Source organism: Bacillus sp. SA1-12, assembly GCF_000981385.1.
GTDB lineage: Bacteria > Bacillota > Bacilli > Bacillales > Bacillaceae > Metabacillus.
In genome coordinates this window covers 133,948-154,918 of record NZ_LATZ01000007.1, presented here as the reverse complement: position 1 = coordinate 154,918, position 20,971 = coordinate 133,948, and the positions used below count along the sequence as shown (strand labels likewise).

18 protein-coding genes and 1 other RNA gene are annotated in these 20,971 nt (G+C 39.0%); 3 read left to right on the top strand and 16 right to left on the bottom strand.

Annotated features, from left to right (window positions below):
• Positions 1 to 162: 162 nt before the first annotated feature.
• From WQ54_RS07230 to WQ54_RS07210, 5 genes are all read right to left on the bottom strand, one after another.
• Complete coding sequence (locus WQ54_RS07230) at positions 163 to 1,845, bottom strand: alpha-glucosidase (RefSeq protein WP_046514130.1); 1,683 nt, start codon at positions 1,843 to 1,845, stop codon at positions 163 to 165.
• A gap of 72 nt (positions 1,846 to 1,917) precedes the next feature.
• The gene (locus tag WQ54_RS07225; RefSeq protein ID WP_046514181.1) at positions 1,918 to 2,736 is read right to left on the bottom strand and encodes a carbohydrate ABC transporter permease; all 819 of its coding nucleotides are present in this window, start codon (positions 2,734 to 2,736) and stop codon (positions 1,918 to 1,920) included.
• A 2-nt stretch (positions 2,737 to 2,738) separates the two neighbouring features.
• Complete coding sequence (locus WQ54_RS07220) at positions 2,739 to 3,602, bottom strand: carbohydrate ABC transporter permease (RefSeq protein ID WP_046514127.1); 864 nt, start codon at positions 3,600 to 3,602, stop codon at positions 2,739 to 2,741.
• A 171-nt stretch (positions 3,603 to 3,773) separates the two neighbouring features.
• Positions 3,774 to 5,012: an ABC transporter substrate-binding protein gene (locus tag WQ54_RS07215; protein WP_046514124.1), complete on the bottom strand. Its 1,239-nt coding sequence runs from the start codon at positions 5,010 to 5,012 to the stop codon at positions 3,774 to 3,776.
• Between the two features lie 164 nt (positions 5,013 to 5,176).
• Complete coding sequence (locus WQ54_RS07210) at positions 5,177 to 6,187, bottom strand: LacI family DNA-binding transcriptional regulator (RefSeq protein WP_046514122.1); 1,011 nt, start codon at positions 6,185 to 6,187, stop codon at positions 5,177 to 5,179.
• 473 nt (positions 6,188 to 6,660) lie between these two features.
• Here WQ54_RS07210 and WQ54_RS07205 point away from each other — a divergent pair, with 473 nt between their 5' ends.
• Entirely contained in the window at positions 6,661 to 6,942 is a 282-nt protein-coding gene (locus WQ54_RS07205) for a DUF2188 domain-containing protein (protein WP_046514119.1), read from the top strand.
• Between the two features lie 107 nt (positions 6,943 to 7,049).
• On the opposite strand, the gene WQ54_RS07200 is transcribed toward WQ54_RS07205, so the two are convergent.
• Together WQ54_RS07200 and WQ54_RS07195 are read right to left on the bottom strand one after the other, a co-directional pair.
• Entirely contained in the window at positions 7,050 to 7,853 is an 804-nt protein-coding gene (locus WQ54_RS07200; RefSeq protein WP_046514117.1) for an aminoglycoside adenylyltransferase domain-containing protein, read from the bottom strand.
• Positions 7,854 to 7,883: 30 nt separating this feature from the next.
• Entirely contained in the window at positions 7,884 to 8,747 is an 864-nt protein-coding gene (locus tag WQ54_RS07195; protein WP_231597465.1) for a GNAT family N-acetyltransferase, read from the bottom strand.
• A 252-nt stretch (positions 8,748 to 8,999) separates the two neighbouring features.
• On the opposite strand from WQ54_RS07195, the gene WQ54_RS07190 reads away from it, so the two are divergent.
• Together WQ54_RS07190 and WQ54_RS07185 are read left to right on the top strand one after the other, a co-directional pair.
• The gene (locus WQ54_RS07190; protein WP_046514114.1) at positions 9,000 to 9,422 is read left to right on the top strand and encodes a GNAT family N-acetyltransferase; all 423 of its coding nucleotides are present in this window, start codon (positions 9,000 to 9,002) and stop codon (positions 9,420 to 9,422) included.
• Between the two features lie 192 nt (positions 9,423 to 9,614).
• On the top strand, positions 9,615 to 9,938 hold the full coding sequence (locus tag WQ54_RS07185; protein ID WP_046514112.1) for an LAGLIDADG family homing endonuclease: 324 nt from the start codon (positions 9,615 to 9,617) through the stop codon (positions 9,936 to 9,938).
• Between the two features lie 465 nt (positions 9,939 to 10,403).
• On the opposite strand, the gene ssrA is transcribed toward WQ54_RS07185, so the two are convergent.
• The 9 genes from ssrA to pgk form a co-directional block, all read right to left on the bottom strand.
• Positions 10,404 to 10,743: a transfer-messenger RNA gene (gene ssrA / locus WQ54_RS32470) on the bottom strand.
• Positions 10,744 to 10,883: 140 nt separating this feature from the next.
• Positions 10,884 to 11,351 carry an SsrA-binding protein SmpB gene (gene smpB / locus WQ54_RS07180; protein WP_046514110.1) on the bottom strand — a complete coding sequence of 156 codons (468 nt, stop codon included), beginning with the start codon at positions 11,349 to 11,351 and terminating at the stop codon, positions 10,884 to 10,886.
• A 340-nt stretch (positions 11,352 to 11,691) separates the two neighbouring features.
• Entirely contained in the window at positions 11,692 to 14,028 is a 2,337-nt protein-coding gene (gene rnr / locus WQ54_RS07175; RefSeq protein ID WP_046514107.1) for a ribonuclease R, read from the bottom strand.
• A 15-nt stretch (positions 14,029 to 14,043) separates the two neighbouring features.
• Positions 14,044 to 14,784 (bottom strand): carboxylesterase, encoded by a 741-nt coding sequence (locus WQ54_RS07170; protein ID WP_046514105.1) that lies wholly within the window; start codon positions 14,782 to 14,784, stop codon positions 14,044 to 14,046.
• 318 nt (positions 14,785 to 15,102) lie between these two features.
• Complete coding sequence (gene secG, locus WQ54_RS07165; protein WP_046514102.1) at positions 15,103 to 15,336, bottom strand: preprotein translocase subunit SecG; 234 nt, start codon at positions 15,334 to 15,336, stop codon at positions 15,103 to 15,105.
• A 408-nt stretch (positions 15,337 to 15,744) separates the two neighbouring features.
• The gene (gene eno / locus WQ54_RS07160) at positions 15,745 to 17,037 is read right to left on the bottom strand and encodes a phosphopyruvate hydratase (RefSeq protein WP_046514100.1); all 1,293 of its coding nucleotides are present in this window, start codon (positions 17,035 to 17,037) and stop codon (positions 15,745 to 15,747) included.
• 136 nt (positions 17,038 to 17,173) lie between these two features.
• Positions 17,174 to 18,709, bottom strand: coding sequence for a 2,3-bisphosphoglycerate-independent phosphoglycerate mutase (gene gpmI / locus WQ54_RS07155; protein WP_046514097.1), 1,536 nt, complete (start codon positions 18,707 to 18,709; stop codon positions 17,174 to 17,176).
• Positions 18,702 to 19,463, bottom strand: a complete 762-nt coding sequence (tpiA, locus tag WQ54_RS07150) for a triose-phosphate isomerase (RefSeq protein WP_046514094.1) — start codon at positions 19,461 to 19,463, stop codon at positions 18,702 to 18,704. Before tpiA ends, gpmI begins: the two co-directional genes overlap by 8 nt.
• 97 nt (positions 19,464 to 19,560) lie before the next feature.
• Positions 19,561 to 20,745 (bottom strand): phosphoglycerate kinase, encoded by a 1,185-nt coding sequence (pgk, locus tag WQ54_RS07145; RefSeq protein ID WP_046514091.1) that lies wholly within the window; start codon positions 20,743 to 20,745, stop codon positions 19,561 to 19,563.
• Positions 20,746 to 20,971: the final 226 nt, after the last annotated feature.

Here is a 20,971-nt window from a genome sequence, read left to right as displayed (position 1 = left end):
CGCTCACTTCCTTCAGATTCCATGTCACCATAGACACCCTTGTGTTAGGCTAACTGTTACTTCTGTCTTCACAGTTCGGGACTTTCACCCTATAGATTACACCCATGCTGGGCGCACTTAAAAAAGTCGCAGACCAAATGACTTGGTCTGCGACTTTCCTTACTATTTACCAATATAGACCCTTGCCTCATATGGCTTTAAAGTAAAGGAGGAAACATCTTCATTTTTATCAACATTGTAATTACTTATAAGCAGCTCTGAAGAAGTGAGTTTCAAATTTTCCGGCAGTGTAAATGGAACGTGTTCACTGCTGAAATTTGTTATGACTATTAGCTTTTCACTTCCGTATGTCCGTGTATAGGCAAAAATGGATTCATGTTCAGGCGAGATTAATTCATAGTCACCATAGACCATAATGTCATGTTCTTTCCGTAATGCAATGATTCTTTTGTAATAATGATAAATCGAATTCGGATCATTTACAGCTTGTTTTGCATTGATTTCTTTGTAATTCGGATTTACTTTTATCCAAGGCTCCCCAGTTGTAAAGCCTGCGTTTTCGCTATCATCCCATTGAAAAGGTGTTCTGGCATTGTCGCGGCCCTTTACATAGATTGACTGCATGACCTTTGCTGGATCCTCATTCCCTTGGATCACTTTTTCATTGTACATATTTAGGATCTCAATATCTTTATACTCATCAATGGAATCAAAGCGGACGTTCGTCATTCCAATTTCTTCGCCTTGATACACATATGGTGTTCCTTGCAGCATATGGAGAAAGGTTGCGAGCATTTTGGCTGATTCAGCACGGTATTCTTTATCATTGCCAAATCGGGAAACCATTCGCGGTTGGTCATGATTGTTTAAGTACAAGCTGTTCCAGCCTACGCCGTTAAGGCCATTTTGCCATTTAGAAATATTCTCTTTCAAATCAAGTAAGTTAAGCTCTTTTAAATCCCATTTTCCGTTTGGACCTGAATCAAGATCCATATGTTCAAAGGTGAAAACCATGTTTAATTCATCACGGTCATGCCCTGTATACAGCTTCGCATCATCAACAGATGCCCCAGGCATTTCACCAACCGTGATGATGTCATACTTTGACAGCACCTGTTGATTCATTTCTTGTAGAAATTCATGCATTCTCGGTCCGTTGATAAAAAATTGGCCTCCTGAAGCATATTTCTTCCCTTCAGGATTTGGAGCATCTGGGAGTCCAGGTACTTTTGAGATAAAATTGATCACATCCATACGGAACCCATCAATGCCTTTATCAAGCCACCATGTCATCATCTTGTACACTTCATCACGAAGTTTCTCATTCTCCCAATTGAGGTCAGGCTGTTTTTTGCTAAAAAGATGCAAATAATACTCATCTGTTGCTTCATCATACTGCCATGCAGACCCGCTAAAGACGGATTCCCAATTATTTGGTTCACCTCCTTCTTTTCCAGGACGCCAAATATAGTAATCACGATACGGATTATCTTTAGATGTTTTTGATTCAACAAACCAAGCATGCTCATCTGAAGAATGATTGACAACCAAATCCATGATCAGCTTCATTCCGCGCTGGTGAACCTCATGTAGAAGTTCCTCCCAATCTTGCATTGTACCGAACTCATCCATGATATCTTGGTAATCACTAATATCATATCCGTTATCATCATTAGGTGACTTATAGACAGGAGAAAGCCAAATCACATCAATGCCCAGATCTTTTAAATAATCAAGCTTCTGGGTAATCCCCTTTAAATCACCAATCCCATCACCATTGCTATCATTAAAACTTCTCGGATAAATTTGATATATAACACTTTCTTTCCACCATGCTTTTTCCAAAACGTACACTCCTTTTTTCGAAGGATACTCCCAACAACTTGAGGAGTGTCCTCCAAACTTTGTCCCCTATTATTACTTAATCGAACCTTTCATTACGCCGCTAATAATCCATTTTTGTGCGAAGATATAGACAACAATCATTGGTGCCAGCGCCATTAGATAGGAGGCAAATGCTAGATTATAGTCAGTACTAAATTGGGATTGGAAAATGTACTGGACTAACGGCAATGTTGCCATTTCCCTGTCACTTAGCATAACGAGCGGAAGCATAAAGTCGTTCCATGCACCTAAACATGTAATAATAGCGACGGTTGCATTCATTGGCGCTAATAATGGGAAAATTACTTTCCAGAAAACGCCCCATGTGCTTGCTCCATCGATAATTGCTGCTTCTTCCAACTCTTTTGGAATCGAGCGAATATATCCTACATAAATAAACGTATTAAATGATAAATTGAACACAACGTATAAAATAATTAAACCAACCAGGTTATCCATCCCCCATGCAGCAGTTTGCTTAACGATCGGCAGCATGATAATTGGGAAGGGAATAAACATCGCACTAACAAAATAGTAAAATAGGAATTTATAAGCTTTTTTGTGCATATTTCGCGCGATCGCATACGCCACTAACGAGTTTGTTAACACAGTAAAAATGACGACAAACACGGTTACAAACACAGTATTTCCAAGGGCATTAAAGAAATTTGTCATCTCAATGGCTTGTGTAAAGTTATCAAACGACCAGGATTTTGGCAGGGCTAATAAATTCCCGGCCATCTCCTTCGGTGTTTTAAAAGCAATCGTTATGGTTAAATACAAAGGCAGTAAGATGAGTAATGTACCAATAATTAAGAGAGTAGTCACAGGCCAGTTTGTTCTTTTGTTAATCATTAGCTTTCCGCCTCTCTTTTCTCTAGGAATTTTAATTGGATGATTGAAATAACGACAATGACAACAAAGTAAATAACAGCATTTGCTGATTGATACGCAAATTCTCCGCCTTCAAAACCGCCGCGATAAATCAATAATGAAATCGATTCTGTTGACGTTCCAGGACCTCCGCCGGTAAGCGCCATAATTTGATCAAATACCATTAAAAAGTTTTTCATAGCTAAAACCATATTAATGGTGAAGAAAGGGGCAATAAGCGGGAAAGTAATACTCCAGAACTTTCTCCAAACTCCAGCTCCATCAATACTTGCCGCTTCATATAAATCTTCTGAAATTGTTACCAGACCCGCTAGATAGAGAATCGTATTAAAGGCAACCGATTGCCAAACCGCAACGAGAACGATTCCTAACCAAGCTAGTTTTGGATCTCCCAATATATTTTTCGCTAGAAATTCAATTCCTAAACTCTCTCCAATTCCAGGAAGGAAATGAGTGAAAATAAAGTTGAAAATAAAGCCTACTATTAAAATACTTAAAATATAGGGTAAAAAATAAATGGCACGAAGAGTCTTTTGAAATTTAATCTTCGCATTGAGCCCCATCGCTACTAGTAAACTAAATATATTTACGAGAATCGTAGAGATAATCGCAAATTTAAAGGTAAAGCCATATGCATCTAATGCACGTTCATCTTTAAAAACATTGAAGTAATTTTTCAATCCTACAAAATTCCAATCCCCATATCCTTTCCAATCAGTAAAGCTGTAGAAAATCCCTTGAAGGGCAGGATATGTATGGAAGATGAAGAAAAGGACAAACGCTGGAATTGCGATCAACATATACACGTAATTTTTCTTTTTCATCATTACCTCTCCTTTATCAAATACATGTAATAAGGCAGTTTTTAGCTCTCACACATAAGACGCTCCTTAATAAAAGGTAGCTCACTTCCAAACCTTTTATTAAGGAGTGGCTTATACATTTAGAGCTAAGAGAATATGCGGGCATCAACAAGTGATGCCCTTATTCTTTTTTTAACGATTTTGTACTTTTTCCCATTCGCTATCTAATTTCTTTAAGAAAGCTTCTTTCTTCTGTTTAATTAAAAACTCTTGTACAAGGTTTTCTGCACCCATGCCTGATGGATAGTAATGGTCAGGGAAGCTTGTAATCGCGCCTGTTTCGAAGTTTGTTTTTATGCCTTCAAATACAGGATCCTCTTGGAATACACCTTCAATAGCAGAGAATGCTTTTTGTTCGTCGATATAGCGTTTCGAAGTTTCATTGTTCATCATAAATTCAACGAATTTCAATGCTTCTTCCTTATGCTCTGTTTCTTCATTTATCGCTAATAAAACATCTACACCAGAGACAAGCTTATTTTGTGCAGGATCATTTGTAACCGGCATTGCAAAGGTACCTAATTCAATATCAGGGTTGGCTTTTAGGATTTCAGGAATTGCCCAGTTTCCTTGGATATACATGACACCTTTCCCGCTCGCAAACGCATTATTTCCATCACCGTATGCCACACCGAGATTGTCTTTATGACCGTACTTTGTAAGGGTTAGGATTTTATCAGCTACTTCATCATAGCTCTTCACAAATGTCGTTTCACCGGCATTTTTCTTTTCCGCAAAATCCTCACCAGCAATATTTGCTGCAAGTGAGTTCCAAGAAATCATTCCTGTCCATGCATCTTTTAAAGTGAAGTAAAGCGGAATTTCTCCAGCTGCTTTCGCTTTTTCAAGAACAGCAAGAAACTCATCCCAAGTTTTTGGAACCTCTAAACCTAGCTCCTCAAACTTTTGCTTGTTGTAAATAACCGTGTTCGCATTTGTCGTATATGGAAGGCCGAATACCCCTTCTTCTTCCGCTCCAACTAAGCGGCCAATCATATCAACATAAGAAGGTTGAATGCCCTTTACTAATTCAGAATCAGAAAAATCATGTAATACTCCAGCTCTTCCTAATTCTCCATATGTTGCATTACCGCCAATTGACATGATGTCTGGTAAGTCATTTTTCGTTAATCTTGTTTTTAATACCGTTTCAGCCTCTGGAGGGGCATCAAGTTTTATGTCGATATCAGGATTTTGCTTTTCAAATTCTTCAATAATCCCTTTGTAAGTATCAATGCTTTCGGCTTTATTTGAGAAAAGCTCTAATGTTACCTTTCCACCAGCACCTCCGCCTTCATTTCCGCCACATCCTGCTAAGATCGAAGTTCCTATCGCAAGGCTCAGGATACTTGCAGTTACTTTTTTTATCATTGTTGGTTCCCCCTAAAAGTTCGTTTTATGTTGTGCAAACATTTACATTTAATGAATGATATAGAGTAAACGTTTACTCATTGTATTAAAAAAAATATTTCCGTTAAATCCCCACAGCTTTTTTAATATATGAGTAAACGTTTACGTTAAACGGCAAAAAAAGATTATCCCTCCTTTGCGATAACACTTTTCCTTTCAACAATTTTATGCGGCATGATTCTGCTTTCAACTGTTTTTTCAGAATCTAGCAGCTCAAATAGCATTTTTGCAGCCATTTCTCCCATTTCTGTTAAAGGTTGTGCAACAGTTGTTAACGGCGGAATCGACATGTTGGCAATACTCAAGTTATCATAGCCAATAATCGATAGATCATCAGGCACCTTAATCCCCAGCTCATAAGCTGAAGAAATTGCTCCCATTGCCATTTCATCACTTGCTGCAAACACTGCTGTAAGGTCTGGAACTTGTTGTAATAAGGTTCTTAAACCGTCCATTCCGTCAGAAAAGGTAAAGCCCCTATTAAATACAACATGACTGTTATCGAATGGTATACTGTGATCTTGTAAAGCGCTTTTAAAACCATCAAACCTTGGTTTTCCGGAAATAGCATCTTCAATATTTCCGCATAGCATCCCGATTTTTTTATGGCCCTTATTAATCAAAAATTGTGCAGCTGTATAGGCTGCATGGCGGTCATTTACTTTTACGTAAGGGACCGGATAAGCATATGTTTCGGTCGATAACAGAACCATAGGAACATTCATTTTCTTTATATAGTCATAGTATTCGCCTAATAAAGGGGCACTGGTGAAGATAATCCCATCAATTCGCTTTTCATTTAATAGCTTCAAGTATTTCATGGTCTTCTCACCATTTGATTCTGTGTGGCAAACAATAACACTTGATCCAGCCTCATGTGTCGCTTTTTCTATACCGCTTAAGAGGTCTGTTACTAATGTACTTGATAGCTTAGGGAAAAGCACCCCAATTGTATGTGTGCGCTTACTTATCAAACCTCTAGCAACAGCATTTGGTTGATAACCTAATTCTTCTATAGCATCAAGAACCTTCTTCTTCGTTTTTTCCGAATATCCAACCTGATTATTTATGATTCTTGATACAGTTGCAATTGACACATTTGCATGCCTAGCAACATCTTTGATGGTACAAGACATAATCCACCTACTTTCAAAACAGAGAAAACGTTTACGTGATCATTTTACTACCTTGTTAAAAACTTTTCAACAATTTTTTTGTCGAATATTATGGCTTTAGTTATAAAAAAGATGCGTTTATAAATAAACACCTGCGAATATTATTAAAAATATTTTGCAGAGGAGCATATATTTCGGGAATTGGGTGTCATGTTTCTCTCCTTTTCATATCAAATGTTCTGATTAAAATGTCATTATAATATTTCTTCATTTTCCATAAGGACTCTTTTTTTTAACGAATCTATTGTAACCATGCAGCAGTATATCTCTGCTGCCCTAAAGGAGATTGGGTAAAGCTGCATTCAAGCAGAAAACCGCTGATATGTTACTGGCTTTCTTTCAGAGAGCAATAGCAGATTTCGGGAGTTTCAATGTTTTGATGCTGATGGTTCGGGTAAAGTGATAGTGCAATCAATAAAAAAGGAGTGATTCACATGTCAAAGAACGATAAAAATAATGCCAATGGAGAAAATAGTGAACGTGAACAATATTTTAAAGACAGAGCTGGGACAGACGAAGCAAGATTTCATGTTGTGCCTCATGACGAGGAAGGTTGGGCTGTGAAAACAGAAGGTGAGGACAAGCCTGATTATACGACGGGCTCAAAGTCCAAAGCAGTGAAGGAAGCTAAACGAATGGCAGAAGAAGCGGGTACGATGGCCATTATCCATGGCGATGACGGAAAGATTGAGGAACAGCATAACTATCAGTCATAATATCAATAAACAAATCAGAAAAAAAATTAGTCACTGATGAAATCTTGGTTTTTTAATGAAACAAAAAGCGGTAGTTGTCACCGCTTTTTCTTTGTGGGACAAGCATTTTAGAGCCCTGCCTTAAAAGCAACCCAATGCACGAAACTCATAACCTTGGATATTGTATCTGCATCTGGTGAAGTCATATGTTTCGTACGCCAGGCCATTGACTTTTCAACCAAGGAACGCCATGGCTCAGGAAAGATTTCAAGTGCCCAAACAACTGCATGTTTTTTACTGCATATATTTCCACAGCTTAATGTAAACATGATTCGACACATTGTTTCAACTACATACGCTTTATGACTAAGAGGAAGATGCCATTCAGGATCATCTGACTGATTTGCCCAATTTACCCAATCACGCAAACGCTCTAAGACGGCAGACTGAATTTCCTCCACTGAAATTCGGTCAATGAGTTTTTTAGGATCTGGACCAATGAGGGTAATTCCATGCTCGCGAATAGTCCAGCGTTCTATTATCCAGTTCATATGATGTTCACTCCACTTCAGATCCTCACCTCTATAGATCGTCGGATGATATTTTCCCGTCTGGAAACGCTTCAGTGAATTAAGATCAATGTAGGCCCCCTCTAAATGTTTAGCATATGGATTATGCAAATTTGCAAGTTGAGAATGAAAGCCTTTAAGTAATGTAAATCTTTCATCTGTCATTGCATTTTTCATGACCGCTAAATAATCTATGTCACTTGTTTCCGGGTCAAAATCACCTAATGCGAGTGAACCACGCAGATAAACACCAATGACATCTTCTTTTAATAATTCGTGAATACCGTCCAATAAGGTTTCAAGTATCTCTATTACATTGTTATGTAGGCAACTGCTTGCAGTTCGAAAATACGGCAGGTTCATAAAATTTCATTCCTCCAAAGTGTGCCTAACTTAATTAAAAACAATAACAATTGAATCCATTACTGCTTCATAGCCAATTTCCATGTAAATCTTATTGGAAGTAGGATTTCTAAGATCTGTGTATAAACTCGTTGTTTTATAACCATTATCTAGCATTAATTGAGTGAGAGCTGACACACAATCAGAGGCATATCCCTTTTTTCTTTCATTCATTGGCGTGTAAACATAGTTAATAGTTATATTAGTTTTGGCCGGACGGGTAGCATTAGCCATTGAAACCAACTCTCCATTCACTTCCCACCCCATTGCACTTCCTTTATCAATCATAACTTTTGCTTTTTTATCTGCCTCCTCATGGCTAATAGGCAGGTTAATTTCCTTGCAAAACTCATATACCCACTCTGTGATCTTATGGTTTTCTTTTTCTTCAATTTTTCGGAGTTTTCCTTTTGCCGTTGCTTTTCTCCTAACTTGCTCAAGCTTATAGATTCTTTGATCCATTTGAACACGTGCTTGTTCCCCTCTAATTTTGGCAAGATGTCCGGCCAATTCCAACGTGAAATTCTTTTCCCCTATAAGGCCAGGTATTTCTTGAAATGTGTCATTCAATTTATCACCGATTTCGCGTATATCTTTAGTTGTCAAAGACACAGCCTTTGATAGAATAATTTGACGGGGCTGTGTTTGAAGTAAAGTCAATACTATATCGTTGTCTTTCATAACTGCAGCCATTAAAATTGGCAGTTCATCTATTTCACTTAAAGTATGCAAGACCCCTAATGGTAAATTATTTTCAGCCTCATTTTGTTGTAAAAATGACATCACATCTTTTTTAAATAGTGAAAGATCATTATACATTTTAAGTTTTATCAAAGCTCTCATCCCTTTTGCCATAATTTGTCCTCTTATAAATACTCTTTAACAATGGGATTCTCCTTCTTCTAAAACGCACACTATTACTTTACATGAGACTTAATTATTAACCACGAATACTCCCCATCATAACAGCAATCAAGCCATCACTAACTAGTTATCATTTCTTCTGATATTAAATCTATTTAAGTCCTATTTACTTCTAGAATTGAGCTAATGTACAAACCATTTATTATAGAATTCATATCTTAAATATGAAATAGATTAAAAGAAATGAAGGTGAATACAATTTATATTAGAGAGAGAGTTCCTATTCGAGATGATCAACATTTAATTTCTATTGCAAGAAAAGCATTTCATGTAGATAGTAGTGTCATTAGACAAGTCATTAGAAAATCAGATAAAACATTGGTTGTTTGCGATAAACAAAACAATATAATGGGATTTATTTGTTATAACAGAACCCTTCGCAACATTTGCCATGTCCAGTATGCAGTTCTTGACAAACAATACCGTGGTAGAGGAGTTGCAAAAACGATGATGCCCCGTGTAATAAATTATATAAAAAGTCAAGGAATGACAGGTGTTTCCGGATATGTATTAAGTTCTAACCCTGCTTTCAAGGTTTTTAGGAAATGGGGGTTTGTCCCTGTTTATAGTGATGCTGATGGGACATTTATCTTTAGATTTATTTAGGACCCTTTTAAAAAACCTCACCTTTTTATAAGTGAGGTTTTTTGAATGCTATGCTTTTGCTCTTTAATAGTGAAAAAATGTATAACTTTTAAATTGAAAATAATAATCTTATTATTTAAAATAAATTTATAGAACATATATTCTAAGTTCATTTGATAAAAATATTTTCTTATTCTCAAGGAGGATAATAAAATGGAGGCTTGGGAAGCCGCTTATATAGCTGGAATTATAGATGGAGAAGGCTCAATCACATTAACTAGAATGCATGAAAGTGAACATCGTCGCCCATGTATTTCAATTGCATCAACTGACAAAGAACTATTAACCTATGTCCAAACCTTAACTGGAGGGTCCATAATTAATAAAAAGAATTATAATCCTGAAAAGCATAAGGATTCTTATACTTTATACATAAAGAAAAAAGATGATGTTTTATTACTGTTAAATTATATTACTCATTATTTAAGAGTGGACAAGAAGAGAAATCGTGCCTTTTGGATACTTAAGCTTTACTAAAAAGTGACACTAAGGAATGGAAAATACAATAAAGAACAATTAAAGAAGAAACTATTTTTTGAGGAGTCATTTTTTAACATTTAATGATCATAAGAGAAGAAAAGACATATAAAAGCAGCATACTTATGAAAAAAGCCTTAAAAAAACAAAAACCACCAAATTATGTATTTGGTGGAGACGGTGGGACGTGCTATTCCATGCTTTCGTCATGGCACTGACTATATCTTGAACCTGCTTGTCAGGTCCTTCGGCGTCTTATACGAAAAGTAGATTTACCTATAAGCTTAGGCAGATTTTTCGTATCCTAGTACTACCACGAGTGATGGCAGCCTATAAGTCGATACACGGCTGTTGGATTGCTCCACATACCGCTCGGCATTGCCTTATCACAGTTATCTGTGACTTAGGTTTCACCGATAAAGCCGAATTTTCACTTATGTGTTGCCACATAAGGCGACTAATAATTAATCGAACCCACGTCCAGAAATATCGCCACTTAAGCATCTACGAGCGTAGTCGATATATTTGCGGCTTCGCTAACTCCTATGCCTATCGACAGGCGTCAGAGCAGCTAGTCTGATTGGTCTCTTCCATCATCCCCAGACGGAGGAATTAGGCGTAGTCCACTAAGAGTGAGTCCCTTACCCTACCACATGGACGATGGAGGGAGGAACAGCTAAGCAGTTATTAAGCTGCTACAGCTAAGTTATTGTTAGTTTTGCCAGTTATTATTGGCGTGACGTTTTAACGAAGACGATCCCTTCGGCCCGCAACCTAAGCTCGATCTACCCCTGTCGAATCCGTAACGTCCCCATGATAAGCCGTATATGCCATCTTTGGGAATACGGGAAGATAAGCTTAATTGCTTATGAAATTGTGTTGTGATGTCTTACAAAATCTATTATAACAAAATTGGACGAGATTGCAATTGTAAGGTTTTACCTGTTAGATCTTTTGGCGTTCTCTAAAGGCGCGTTCAATGTCACGTTTCGCTTCTTTTTTCTTCAGATCCTCACGCTTATCATATTTCTTTTTACCCTTTCCAAGACCAATTAAAACTTTGGCATAGCCATTTTTTAAATACATTTTCAAGGGTACAAGGGCGTAGCCTTCCTCTTTTGCAGCCCCAATCAGTTTAACGATTTCCCGCTTATGCAAAAGGAGCTTTCTTGTCCGCAGCGGATCGTGGTTGTATCGGTTTCCCTGTTCGTATGGACTAATATGCATATTGTGCAAGAATACTTCACCGCGTTCAACACGAGCGAAGGAATCCTTTAATTGGACACGGCCATTTCGAACCGATTTGATTTCAGTACCTTGAAGGACAATGCCTGCTTCATATGTTTCTTCAATTGTGTAATCATGATTTGCTTTTTTGTTTTGAGCGACTGTTTTTCCCATTCCTTTTGGCATTGCATTAGCCTCCCTTCAATTGCTATTACGTGTAGAGATAACTTCTATTTTAGCAAAAATTGGACTTCTTCTCAATAATTATGCGTATTTGAACGATAAAACAAGTGAGGCTGGCCTGCTTCTTCTTTATATTTGCAGCTGATTGTTCATTTTCTAACAAGTTCAATTGTTTATTTTGCAACTTTTAGCTATTTTTTTGCAGCTTTTCTTGTTAATCTTGCAACTTTAGCCATTTATTTTGCAGCTTTCTTCGGTAATTTTGCAACTTTTATAGTTCGTCCAATATATAAAGAAACGAGGGCCAGACACAAAGAGTGTGCCAGCCCCTCGCTGTTTAAAGTCATCGTTTTTTCTTCTTTTTCCGCTTTGCTTTTGGTGCATTTTCATAATGCTTTTTCTTCTTCTTCCGCGGCGGACGTGTTGACCATTCCTCGTCACCATCTCGTTTGCCTTGGTCATTCTTCTTGTCTGATTTTTTTCGGCTCTGACCAGTTAATATTATCTTCGGCGTTTCCTTGGCCGGTCGTCTTCTTGTTCCCTTCATGCCGACAATCTCAAAGTCAATGGAGCGTTCTTCTTTATTGACATTTACAACACGGACAGTAATTTCATCGCCAATCCGGTAAACATTGCCTGTACGCTCGCCGATCATCGCATAATGACGTTCATCATAGCGGTAATAATCATCTGTCATATAGCTGACATGAACAAGACCTTCAATTGTATTTGGCAGCTCGACAAACATTCCAAAGTTAGTGACAGAGCTAATAATTCCGTCATATTCTTCACCAATTTTATCAAGCATGTATTCAGCCTTTTTCAATTCATCTGTTTCACGCTCTGCTTCAACCGCTCTGCGCTCCATATTGGAAGACTGCTCAGCAATAACTGGCAAGCTTTCTGCCCATTTGGTACGCGTTTCTTCATTAACCTTGCCTTCTATTAAATAGGTTCTGATTAGTCGGTGTACAATCAAATCCGGATAACGGCGGATTGGTGAAGTGAAATGTGTATAATATTCTGTTGCTAATCCAAAGTGCCCGAGGCTTTCCGGGTCATATTTTGCTTGCTTCATGGAGCGAAGCATGACTGTAGAAATAACCGTTTCCTCTGGTGTCCCCTGTACTTCTTCTAAAATACTTTGCAGGGCACGCGGGTGAATTTCGTTTGACTTTCCTTTAACCGTATACCCGAAGTTCGTAATGAACTCTAAGAATCGCTGCAGCTTTTCAGCGTTTGGATCCTCATGGATACGATAAATAAACGGAACATTCATCCAGTGGAAGTGCTCAGCTACCGTTTCATTTGCAAGAAGCATGAACTCCTCAATTAAGCGTTCTGCTACAGAACGCTCGCGCAGCACAACCTCCGTCGGGTTCCCCTCTTTATCGACAAGTACTTTTGCTTCTTTAAAATCAAAGTCAATCGCGCCGCGGTTCATTCGTTTTGTCCGCAAAATTTGCGCAAGCTCGCCCATCAGCTCGAACATTGGCACAAGCTCGTTATATTTTTGGATCAGCTTTTCATCACGGTCTTCAAGGATTTTATTCACATCTGAATAAGTCATCCGCTCTGTTGTTTTAATTACACTTTGGAAAATTTCATGCTTCACGACAGTGCCGGATTCATCCACTTCCATTTCACAGGACAGTGTTAATCTGTCCACTTTCGGATTTAAAGAACAGATCCCATTTGAAAGCCGATGCGGTATCATCGGAATCACCCGGTCTACAAGATAGACACTTGTCCCCCTGTCCAACGCTTCACGGTCAATTGGCGATTGCTCTGTTACATAATGGCTGACATCAGCAATATGGACGCCAAGCTTGTAGTTTCCATTCTCTAGTTTTTGCACGGTAACCGCATCATCTAAGTCCTTTGCATCTGCTCCATCAATGGTTACAATGGTTTCATTTCGCAGGTCACGACGGTCCTTTATATCCTCTTCGTTAATCGAATCAGGCACATCATTTGCTTGTCTAAGTGCCTCTTCAGGAAACGGACCTGGCAGTCCATGCTTATGGATCACAGATAAAATGTCGACACCTGGATCATTTTTATGCCCTAAAATCGTCACAACTTCCCCTTCAGCACTCATACGGCCTTCAGGATAAGTCGTAAGCTTAACAACAACCTTATGGCCCTCAATTGCCCCGTTGGACGCATTTTTCGGAATGAAAATATCGTTAGCGATTTTTTTATCGTCTGGAATGACAAAACCAAAATTTTTGCTTTCTGTATAGGTTCCGACGACCTCTTTCACACCTCGGTCTAAAATCCGTATGATCGTACCTTCCTGCCTTGTGCCGGACGATTTTGGGCTAACGCGAACTAAAACAATATCCCCGTGCATCGCTGTTTTAAGCTCGGTAGGCGGGATGAATACATCGTCTAAGCTTGCATCCTCTGGATCAACAAATGCAAAACCCTTTGCATGACCAATCAGCTTTCCTTTTATTAAATTCATTTTTTCCGGCAAGCCATATCGATTGCTCCGTGTTCTTACAATCAGCCCCTGATCCTCCATAGCGACCAAAGCTTTTACAAAATCTTTAAATTCAGTTGAATCCTCTATTCCAAAGGCTTCTTCAAGCTCTTGAACTGTAAGCGGCTTGTAAGCCTCTTCCTTCATGAAAGCAAGCAGCTTATCAATATGTACTTGAATTTCTTGCTCCATCTAACATCCTCCTTTTTACCAATTAAGGCTCTCTAAAAATTGGTAGACATCTTCGTGCAGTTGATCACGCTCCTTATCCAGCGTAATAACATGACCTGACTCCTCATACCATTTTATTTTCTTGTGATCATTTTCTACCTCGTTATAAATAATATTCGCACTATCTGCGTTGATCATGTGATCATGTCTTGCTTGTGCGACAAATGTTGGAGAATAAATCATATCAACATTGTTCCGAACATCTGCGATAAGATCCTGCAAGGCTTTTAACGTATTCATCGGTGTCTTCTCAAACTCCGCCATTTCCTTTTCAATTTCCTCAGGTCCTTTTCCCTCAAACTTCTTATAATTTCTAGCATAGTCAAGAATCCCTTGATACATAACCTCTTCACTTTTTATGTACATTGGGGCACACATGGTGACAATACCCTTTACAGGTACAGTGTAACCTAATTTAAGCGAAAACACTCCGCCCAGCGATAATCCCCCAACCGCAATATCTTCAAAACCCATGTTTTTTAAGTGCTCATAGCCACGCTGGACATCCTGCCACCAATCATCCGGACCAGTATGAACAAGCTCCTCAGGAGGAACGCCATGTCCTTTATATTGAGGTGCATGACATGTATACCCTCTTTCACTTAGGAAACGTGCAAGCATCCGCACGTCTGCGGTATTTCCGGTAAATCCATGTAATAATAAAACGGCTTTATCTCCGCCTTCAAAAGTAAATGGCTTTGGTAATACTATTTTCATTCTTAGTAACTCCTTTTTAACGACAAGTTCTTTTTGTTAGTTTAACCTAAATATTTTGCTATAGTACTGACCATTTTAGGTAGACTCTTTTATTTAAACAATCCTTGAATGGATTACCAAACTGTTTGCTTAGAAGAAAATCGGAAGCGCCTTTCTAAGCTCCGACAAGTATAAGACAAGCCTGCAGGAATGGCGTTTCTTTTCAGCCAGGATTGGATTATGACTCGAGGAGCCAGGCGTTGAGGCCAGACACCCGAATGTAGTGTTCTGTTTGATCCTACTAAAAAAAGAGCCTGAATCCAGACCCTTTGCTTACCATTACTCAACTATATATGCTACCAAGATTGTCAAAATAAAAAATAGAACGGATAACACAATTGTTGCTCGGTGCAGAATTAAATCAAGTCCGCGTGCCTTTTGCTTTCCAAAAAGCTGCTCGGCACCGCCAGAAATTGCACCTGATAAACCTGCGCTTTTACCGGATTGTAATAAAACAACAGTGATTAACGCGATTGATACTAAAACAAGTAGGATAATTAATGCTGTATGCATGAAATGACACCTCCTGATATGCGCACAAATAGATACATTAACTGTACCATAATTGGATGATCTTCACAATACGAGTTTTCATAGTTCTAGTTTTACTAAATACTAATTAGATCCATTATTGGTCTTCCAAAATGGAAACATACATTAGAGAGTTTCTAATTTTTTCGGCGGTATTTGCATCTTTATCAGCGAGTTTCCGATTTTTTCGGTGAATTCCTTTTATATGAACGGTTTTTAGCGGGTTTTCAATTTTATCAGTGAATTGAATTTATAACCAACGGCTCCCTGTCTGCTTACCAAGGACGATATTCTAAAAAAGTATGAGAGAGTCATCGCCAATTCCCAAAACTTCAATAAATACAAAGAGGAACCACCCTATCTCAGGGCAGTTCCTCTTTCGTTTATACCTTATTTCTTTAAGTTGTAGAATGTTTTAATTCCATCATATTTTGCAGCATCTTGAAGTTGATCTTCGATGCGAAGAAGCTGGTTGTATTTTGCTACACGGTCTGTACGTGATGGAGCACCAGTTTTGATTTGGCCAGCGTTAGTTGCTACAGCGATGTCAGCAATTGTAGTATCTTCTGTTTCACCAGAACGATGGGAAATTACTGCAGTGTAACCAGCGCGTTTCGCCATTTCGATTGCTTCAAATGTTTCAGTTAACGTACCGATTTGGTTCACTTTGATAAGGATTGAGTTACCAATTCCTTTTTCGATACCTTCAGCTAGCTTCTTCGTGTTTGTAACGAATAAATCATCACCAACAAGTTGAACTTTACCGCCAAGACGCTCAGTTAATAATTTATGACCTTCCCAGTCGTTTTCATCTAAACCATCTTCGATTGAGATGATTGGGTATTTAGAAGACATTTCTTCATACCAGTCAACCATTTCAGCAGATGTTTTAACAACACCTTCACCTGAAAGATGGTATTTACCGTCTTCTTTGTTGTAGAACTCAGAAGAAGCAGCATCCATAGCAAGCATTACTTGCTCACCTGGTTTGTAACCAGCTTTTTCGATTGCTTCGATAATTGTTTGAAGAGCTTCTTCGTTTGAACCTAAGTTTGGAGCGAATCCACCTTCATCACCTACAGCAGTGTTAAGACCTTTACCATGAAGAACTGATTTTAAGCTATGGAAGATTTCTGCTCCCATGCGAAGTGCTTCACGGAAGTTTTCAGCACCTACAGGCATAACCATGAATTCTTGAATATCAACATTGTTATCAGCGTGCTCACCACCGTTAACGATGTTCATCATTGGTACTGGTAATGTTTTCGCACTGAATCCGCCAAGGTATTGGTATAAAGGTACTTGAAGGTAGTCAGCAGCCGCACGAGCTACAGCCATGGATACGCCAAGGATCGCGTTCGCACCTAATTTACCTTTGTTTTCTGTTCCATCTAGTTCGATTAAAGCTTGGTCAATCGCAACTTGCTCAGTTACTTCGAAACCTAGTAATTCTGGAGCGATTAATTCATTTACGTTTTTAACAGCTGTTAAAACACCTTTTCCTAAATAACGCTCTTTATCACCATCACGAAGCTCAACTGCTTCGTATTCACCAGTTGAAGCACCACTTGGTACCATTGCGCGTCCAAACGCACCTGATTCTGTGTGTACTTCTACTTCAATTGTTGGATTTCCGCGTGAGTCTAATACTTCGCGTGCATATACGTCTACAATGTATGGCATTTAATTCGTCTCCTTTTCAATAAGAAATTTTTGTTTGAATTTTACTCTTGCCCTGTACTCCAATTTTCATTTTGATGTCGAGGCAAGAGACCGGATTTGATGCAATAGGCGATTACCGATTGCCTTTTTTAAACAATTATTTTTGAATTAGTGAAGTGCCTGTCATTTCGGCTGGTTTTTCGACTTTTAGAAGGTCCAGCATAGTTGGTGCCAGGTCTCCTAAGATTCCGCCTTCGCGGAGAGTAATGCCGTTTTCAGTTATAATAACCGGAACTGGATTTGTTGTATGAGCAGTCATTGGCTGGCCTTCTAAGGTTACAACCTCATCAGAATTTCCATGGTCAGCTGTGATGATCGCTTTTCCGCCTTTTGCGATGATCGCGTCAACCACTTTTCCTAAACACTCATCAACTGTTTCAATTGCTTTAATGGTAGGCTCAAGCATACCGGAATGTCCAACCATATCCGGGTTGGCAAAGTTTAAGATGATTGCATCAAATTTGTCAGCCTCAATTTCGGCAAGCAACGCGTCCGTCACTTCGTATGCACTCATTTCAGGCTTAAGGTCATAAGTTGCAACCTTTGGTGAATCAATTAAAAGGCGTTCTTCGCCAGGAAACTTCTCTTCACGTCCGCCGCTCATAAAGAAGGTAACATGAGGATACTTTTCTGTTTCCGCAATGCGAAGCTGTTTTAAATTGTTTTGCGATAATACTTCACCAATTGTATTATCTAGGTTTGTTGGCTTAAATGCAACATATCCGTCAACTGTTTCACTAAAATGTGTTAAGCAGACAAAGTGCAAGTTCTTTGGATGCTTTTCACCTCGATCAAATGAACGAAAATCCTCATTTGTGAAGGTATTTGAAATTTGAATCGCACGGTCTGGACGGAAATTATAGAAAATAACCGCATCGTTGTCCTTAATCGTTGCAACTGGCGAACCGTCCTCTTTAGTGATCACAGATGGAAGCACGAACTCATCAAAGATTCCGTTGTTATACGAATCTTCAATACATTGCATTGGTGTGCTGTAGGTTGGTCCTTCTCCATATACCATGGAACGGTAGGATTTTTCAACACGGTCCCAACGCTTATCACGGTCCATTGAGTAGTAGCGTCCAGATAATGTCGCAATTTCCCCAACACCGTATTCTGTGAATTTTTCTTGCAATTCATTTAAGTATGTTTTAGCTGTTTGCGGACCAACATCACGTCCATCAAGGAAGCCATGGATGTACACATTTTTAACGCCTTCTTTTGCGGCAAGTCTTAAAAGCGCATATAAATGATGAATATGGCTGTGAACTCCGCCGTCAGATAAAAGACCAAAAAGATGCAAATTTGTTCCATTTTGCTTTACATGGTTAAGCGCAGCAGTGAACGTTTCATTTTTTTCAAATTCCCCTTCACGAATCGCTACATTTACACGTGTTAAGCTTTGGTAAACAATACGTCCAGCACCAATATTTAAATGACCTACTTCAGAGTTACCCATTTGCCCTTCTGGAAGACCGACAGCCTCACCCGAAGCAATCAAGGTTGAATGTGGATATTGGTTCCAGAAACGGTCGAAGTTTGGCTTTTTAGATTGGGCTACTGCATTTCCCTTTGTTTCTTCACGGCAAGCAAATCCGTCAAGAATAATTAATGCAACAGGTGCTTTACTCATTGTTACTTGCCTCCAGAAGCTGAAGGAAGGATTGTGGTTCAAGGCTTGCTCCGCCTACTAATGCACCATCGATATCAGATTGTGCCATATATTCTTTAATATTCTCAGGCTTAACGCTGCCGCCATATTGAATACGAACCGCTTGTGCAGCATCTTGTGAGAATTGCTCTGCCACTACTTGGCGGATATGAGCACAAACTTCGTTTGCATCTTGAGCAGATGAAGATTTACCTGTTCCAATTGCCCAGATTGGCTCATATGCAATAACCGTTTGTTTTACTTGGTCTTCTGATAAACCTTCTAAAGCTTTTTTCACTTGATCTCCAACAAGATCGTTTGTTTTGCCAGCTTCACGTTCTTCCAATGTTTCACCGCAGCAAACAATTGGAGTTAAGCGATGCTTGAATGCAGCTAATGTCTTTTTGTTAACTGACTCATCTGTTTCAGCAAACATTTCTCTTCTTTCAGAGTGACCTAGAATCACGTAGCTTACACCTAAATCTTTAAGTGCTACTGGGCTAACTTCTCCAGTAAATGCTCCGCTTTCTTCAAAGTGCATGTTTTGTGCACCTACTTTTAGCTCACTGCCTTCAGTTAAGTTAACTAGGCTTTCTAAAAATAGAGCTGGAGCACAAACTACTGAGTCAACTTTTTCTGCGTTAGGTACTAAACCTTTTACTTCCTCAACAAAGCTTCTTGCTTCAGAGGAAACCTTATTCATTTTCCAGTTACCTGCGATAATTGGTTTTCTCATGTTTACACCGTCCTTATGGCATACAAAAATGCGTAAAAAAGCAATCAAGATGTCGCGACAAATCTTGAACGTATTTCACCATTATTTTTGTATGTTATTATTTGTCATTCAATGCTACAACGCCTGGAAGTTCTTTACCTTCCATAAATTCTAGAGAAGCTCCGCCGCCTGTAGATATATGGCTCATTTTATCAGCCAAGTCAAACTTTTCTACAGCTGCAGCCGAATCTCCTCCTCCAATGACCGAATATGTATCATTTGCTTCAGCAAGTGCTTCTGCTACTGCTCTTGTACCATTAGCAAACGCATCTAATTCAAATACACCCATTGGTCCGTTCCAAATAACTAATTTGGATTTTTTAATAACATCCGCATAAATTTCGCGTGTTTTCGGACCTGCATCAAGACCTTCCCAATCGCTTGGAATGCTGTCGATTGAAACGACTTGAGTATTTGCGTCATTTGAGAAATCATCTGCTACAACAACATCAACCGGCATATAGAAATTAACGCCTTTTTCTTTCGCTTGATCAAGGAAAGATTTTGCTAAATCAATCTTATCTTCTTCTAAAAGTGACTTACCGACATCATGACCTAATGCTTTAATAAATGTATAAGCCAATCCTCCGCCGATAATCAGGTTGTCCACTTTATCAAGCAGATTTTGGATAACACCGATTTTATCTTTAACCTTTGCACCACCGATAATAGCTGTAAATGGACGATCAGGATTTGATAGAGCTTTTCCTAATACTTCAAGCTCTTTTTCCATTAAGAAGCCTGCAACAGCTGGTATATGCTTTGCAATACCTTCAGTTGATGCATGGGCACGGTGTGCTGCACCAAATGCGTCATTTACATAAACATCAGCTAATGCTGCAAAAGCCTTCGCTAATTCTGGATCGTTCTTTTCTTCGCCTGGATAGAAGCGCACATTTTCTAATAATAAAACGCCGCCTTCTTCTAATTTAGCAATTTCAGCTTTCACTGTTTCACCGTAAGCTTCATCTGTTTTGACAACATTTTTGCCAAATAGCTCTTGTAGTCTTTCAGCAACTGCATTTAAGCGAAGCTCTTCCACCACTTGTCCTTTTGGACGGCCTAAATGGCTAGCCAAAACAACCTTTGCACCTTGTTCAGTAAGATACTGAATCGTTGGCAAAGCAGCGCGGATCCGTGTGTCATCTGTAACTTGTCCATCCTTCATCGGTACGTTGAAATCAACACGACAAAAGACGACTTTCCCTTTAACATCAATGTCTTTTACTGACTTCTTGTTCATGAAAAGCCCTCCTAATCTGAAATGCTGAAGCGCCTGTTCAGCCTCGGGCAATTAAGTCGCACATGAATAGAAGGCGTTCTTTGCCTTCAATTCATGGGTGGCTAGACTTTCGAGGCTAGGCACTGAAGCTGGACACCGAAACTTCTTGAAAAGCTTCAATGTCAAAAACTCACTCTCAAAACAGAAAGGGGAAAGGGGATGAACCCCTTTCCCCGTTTATGATTAT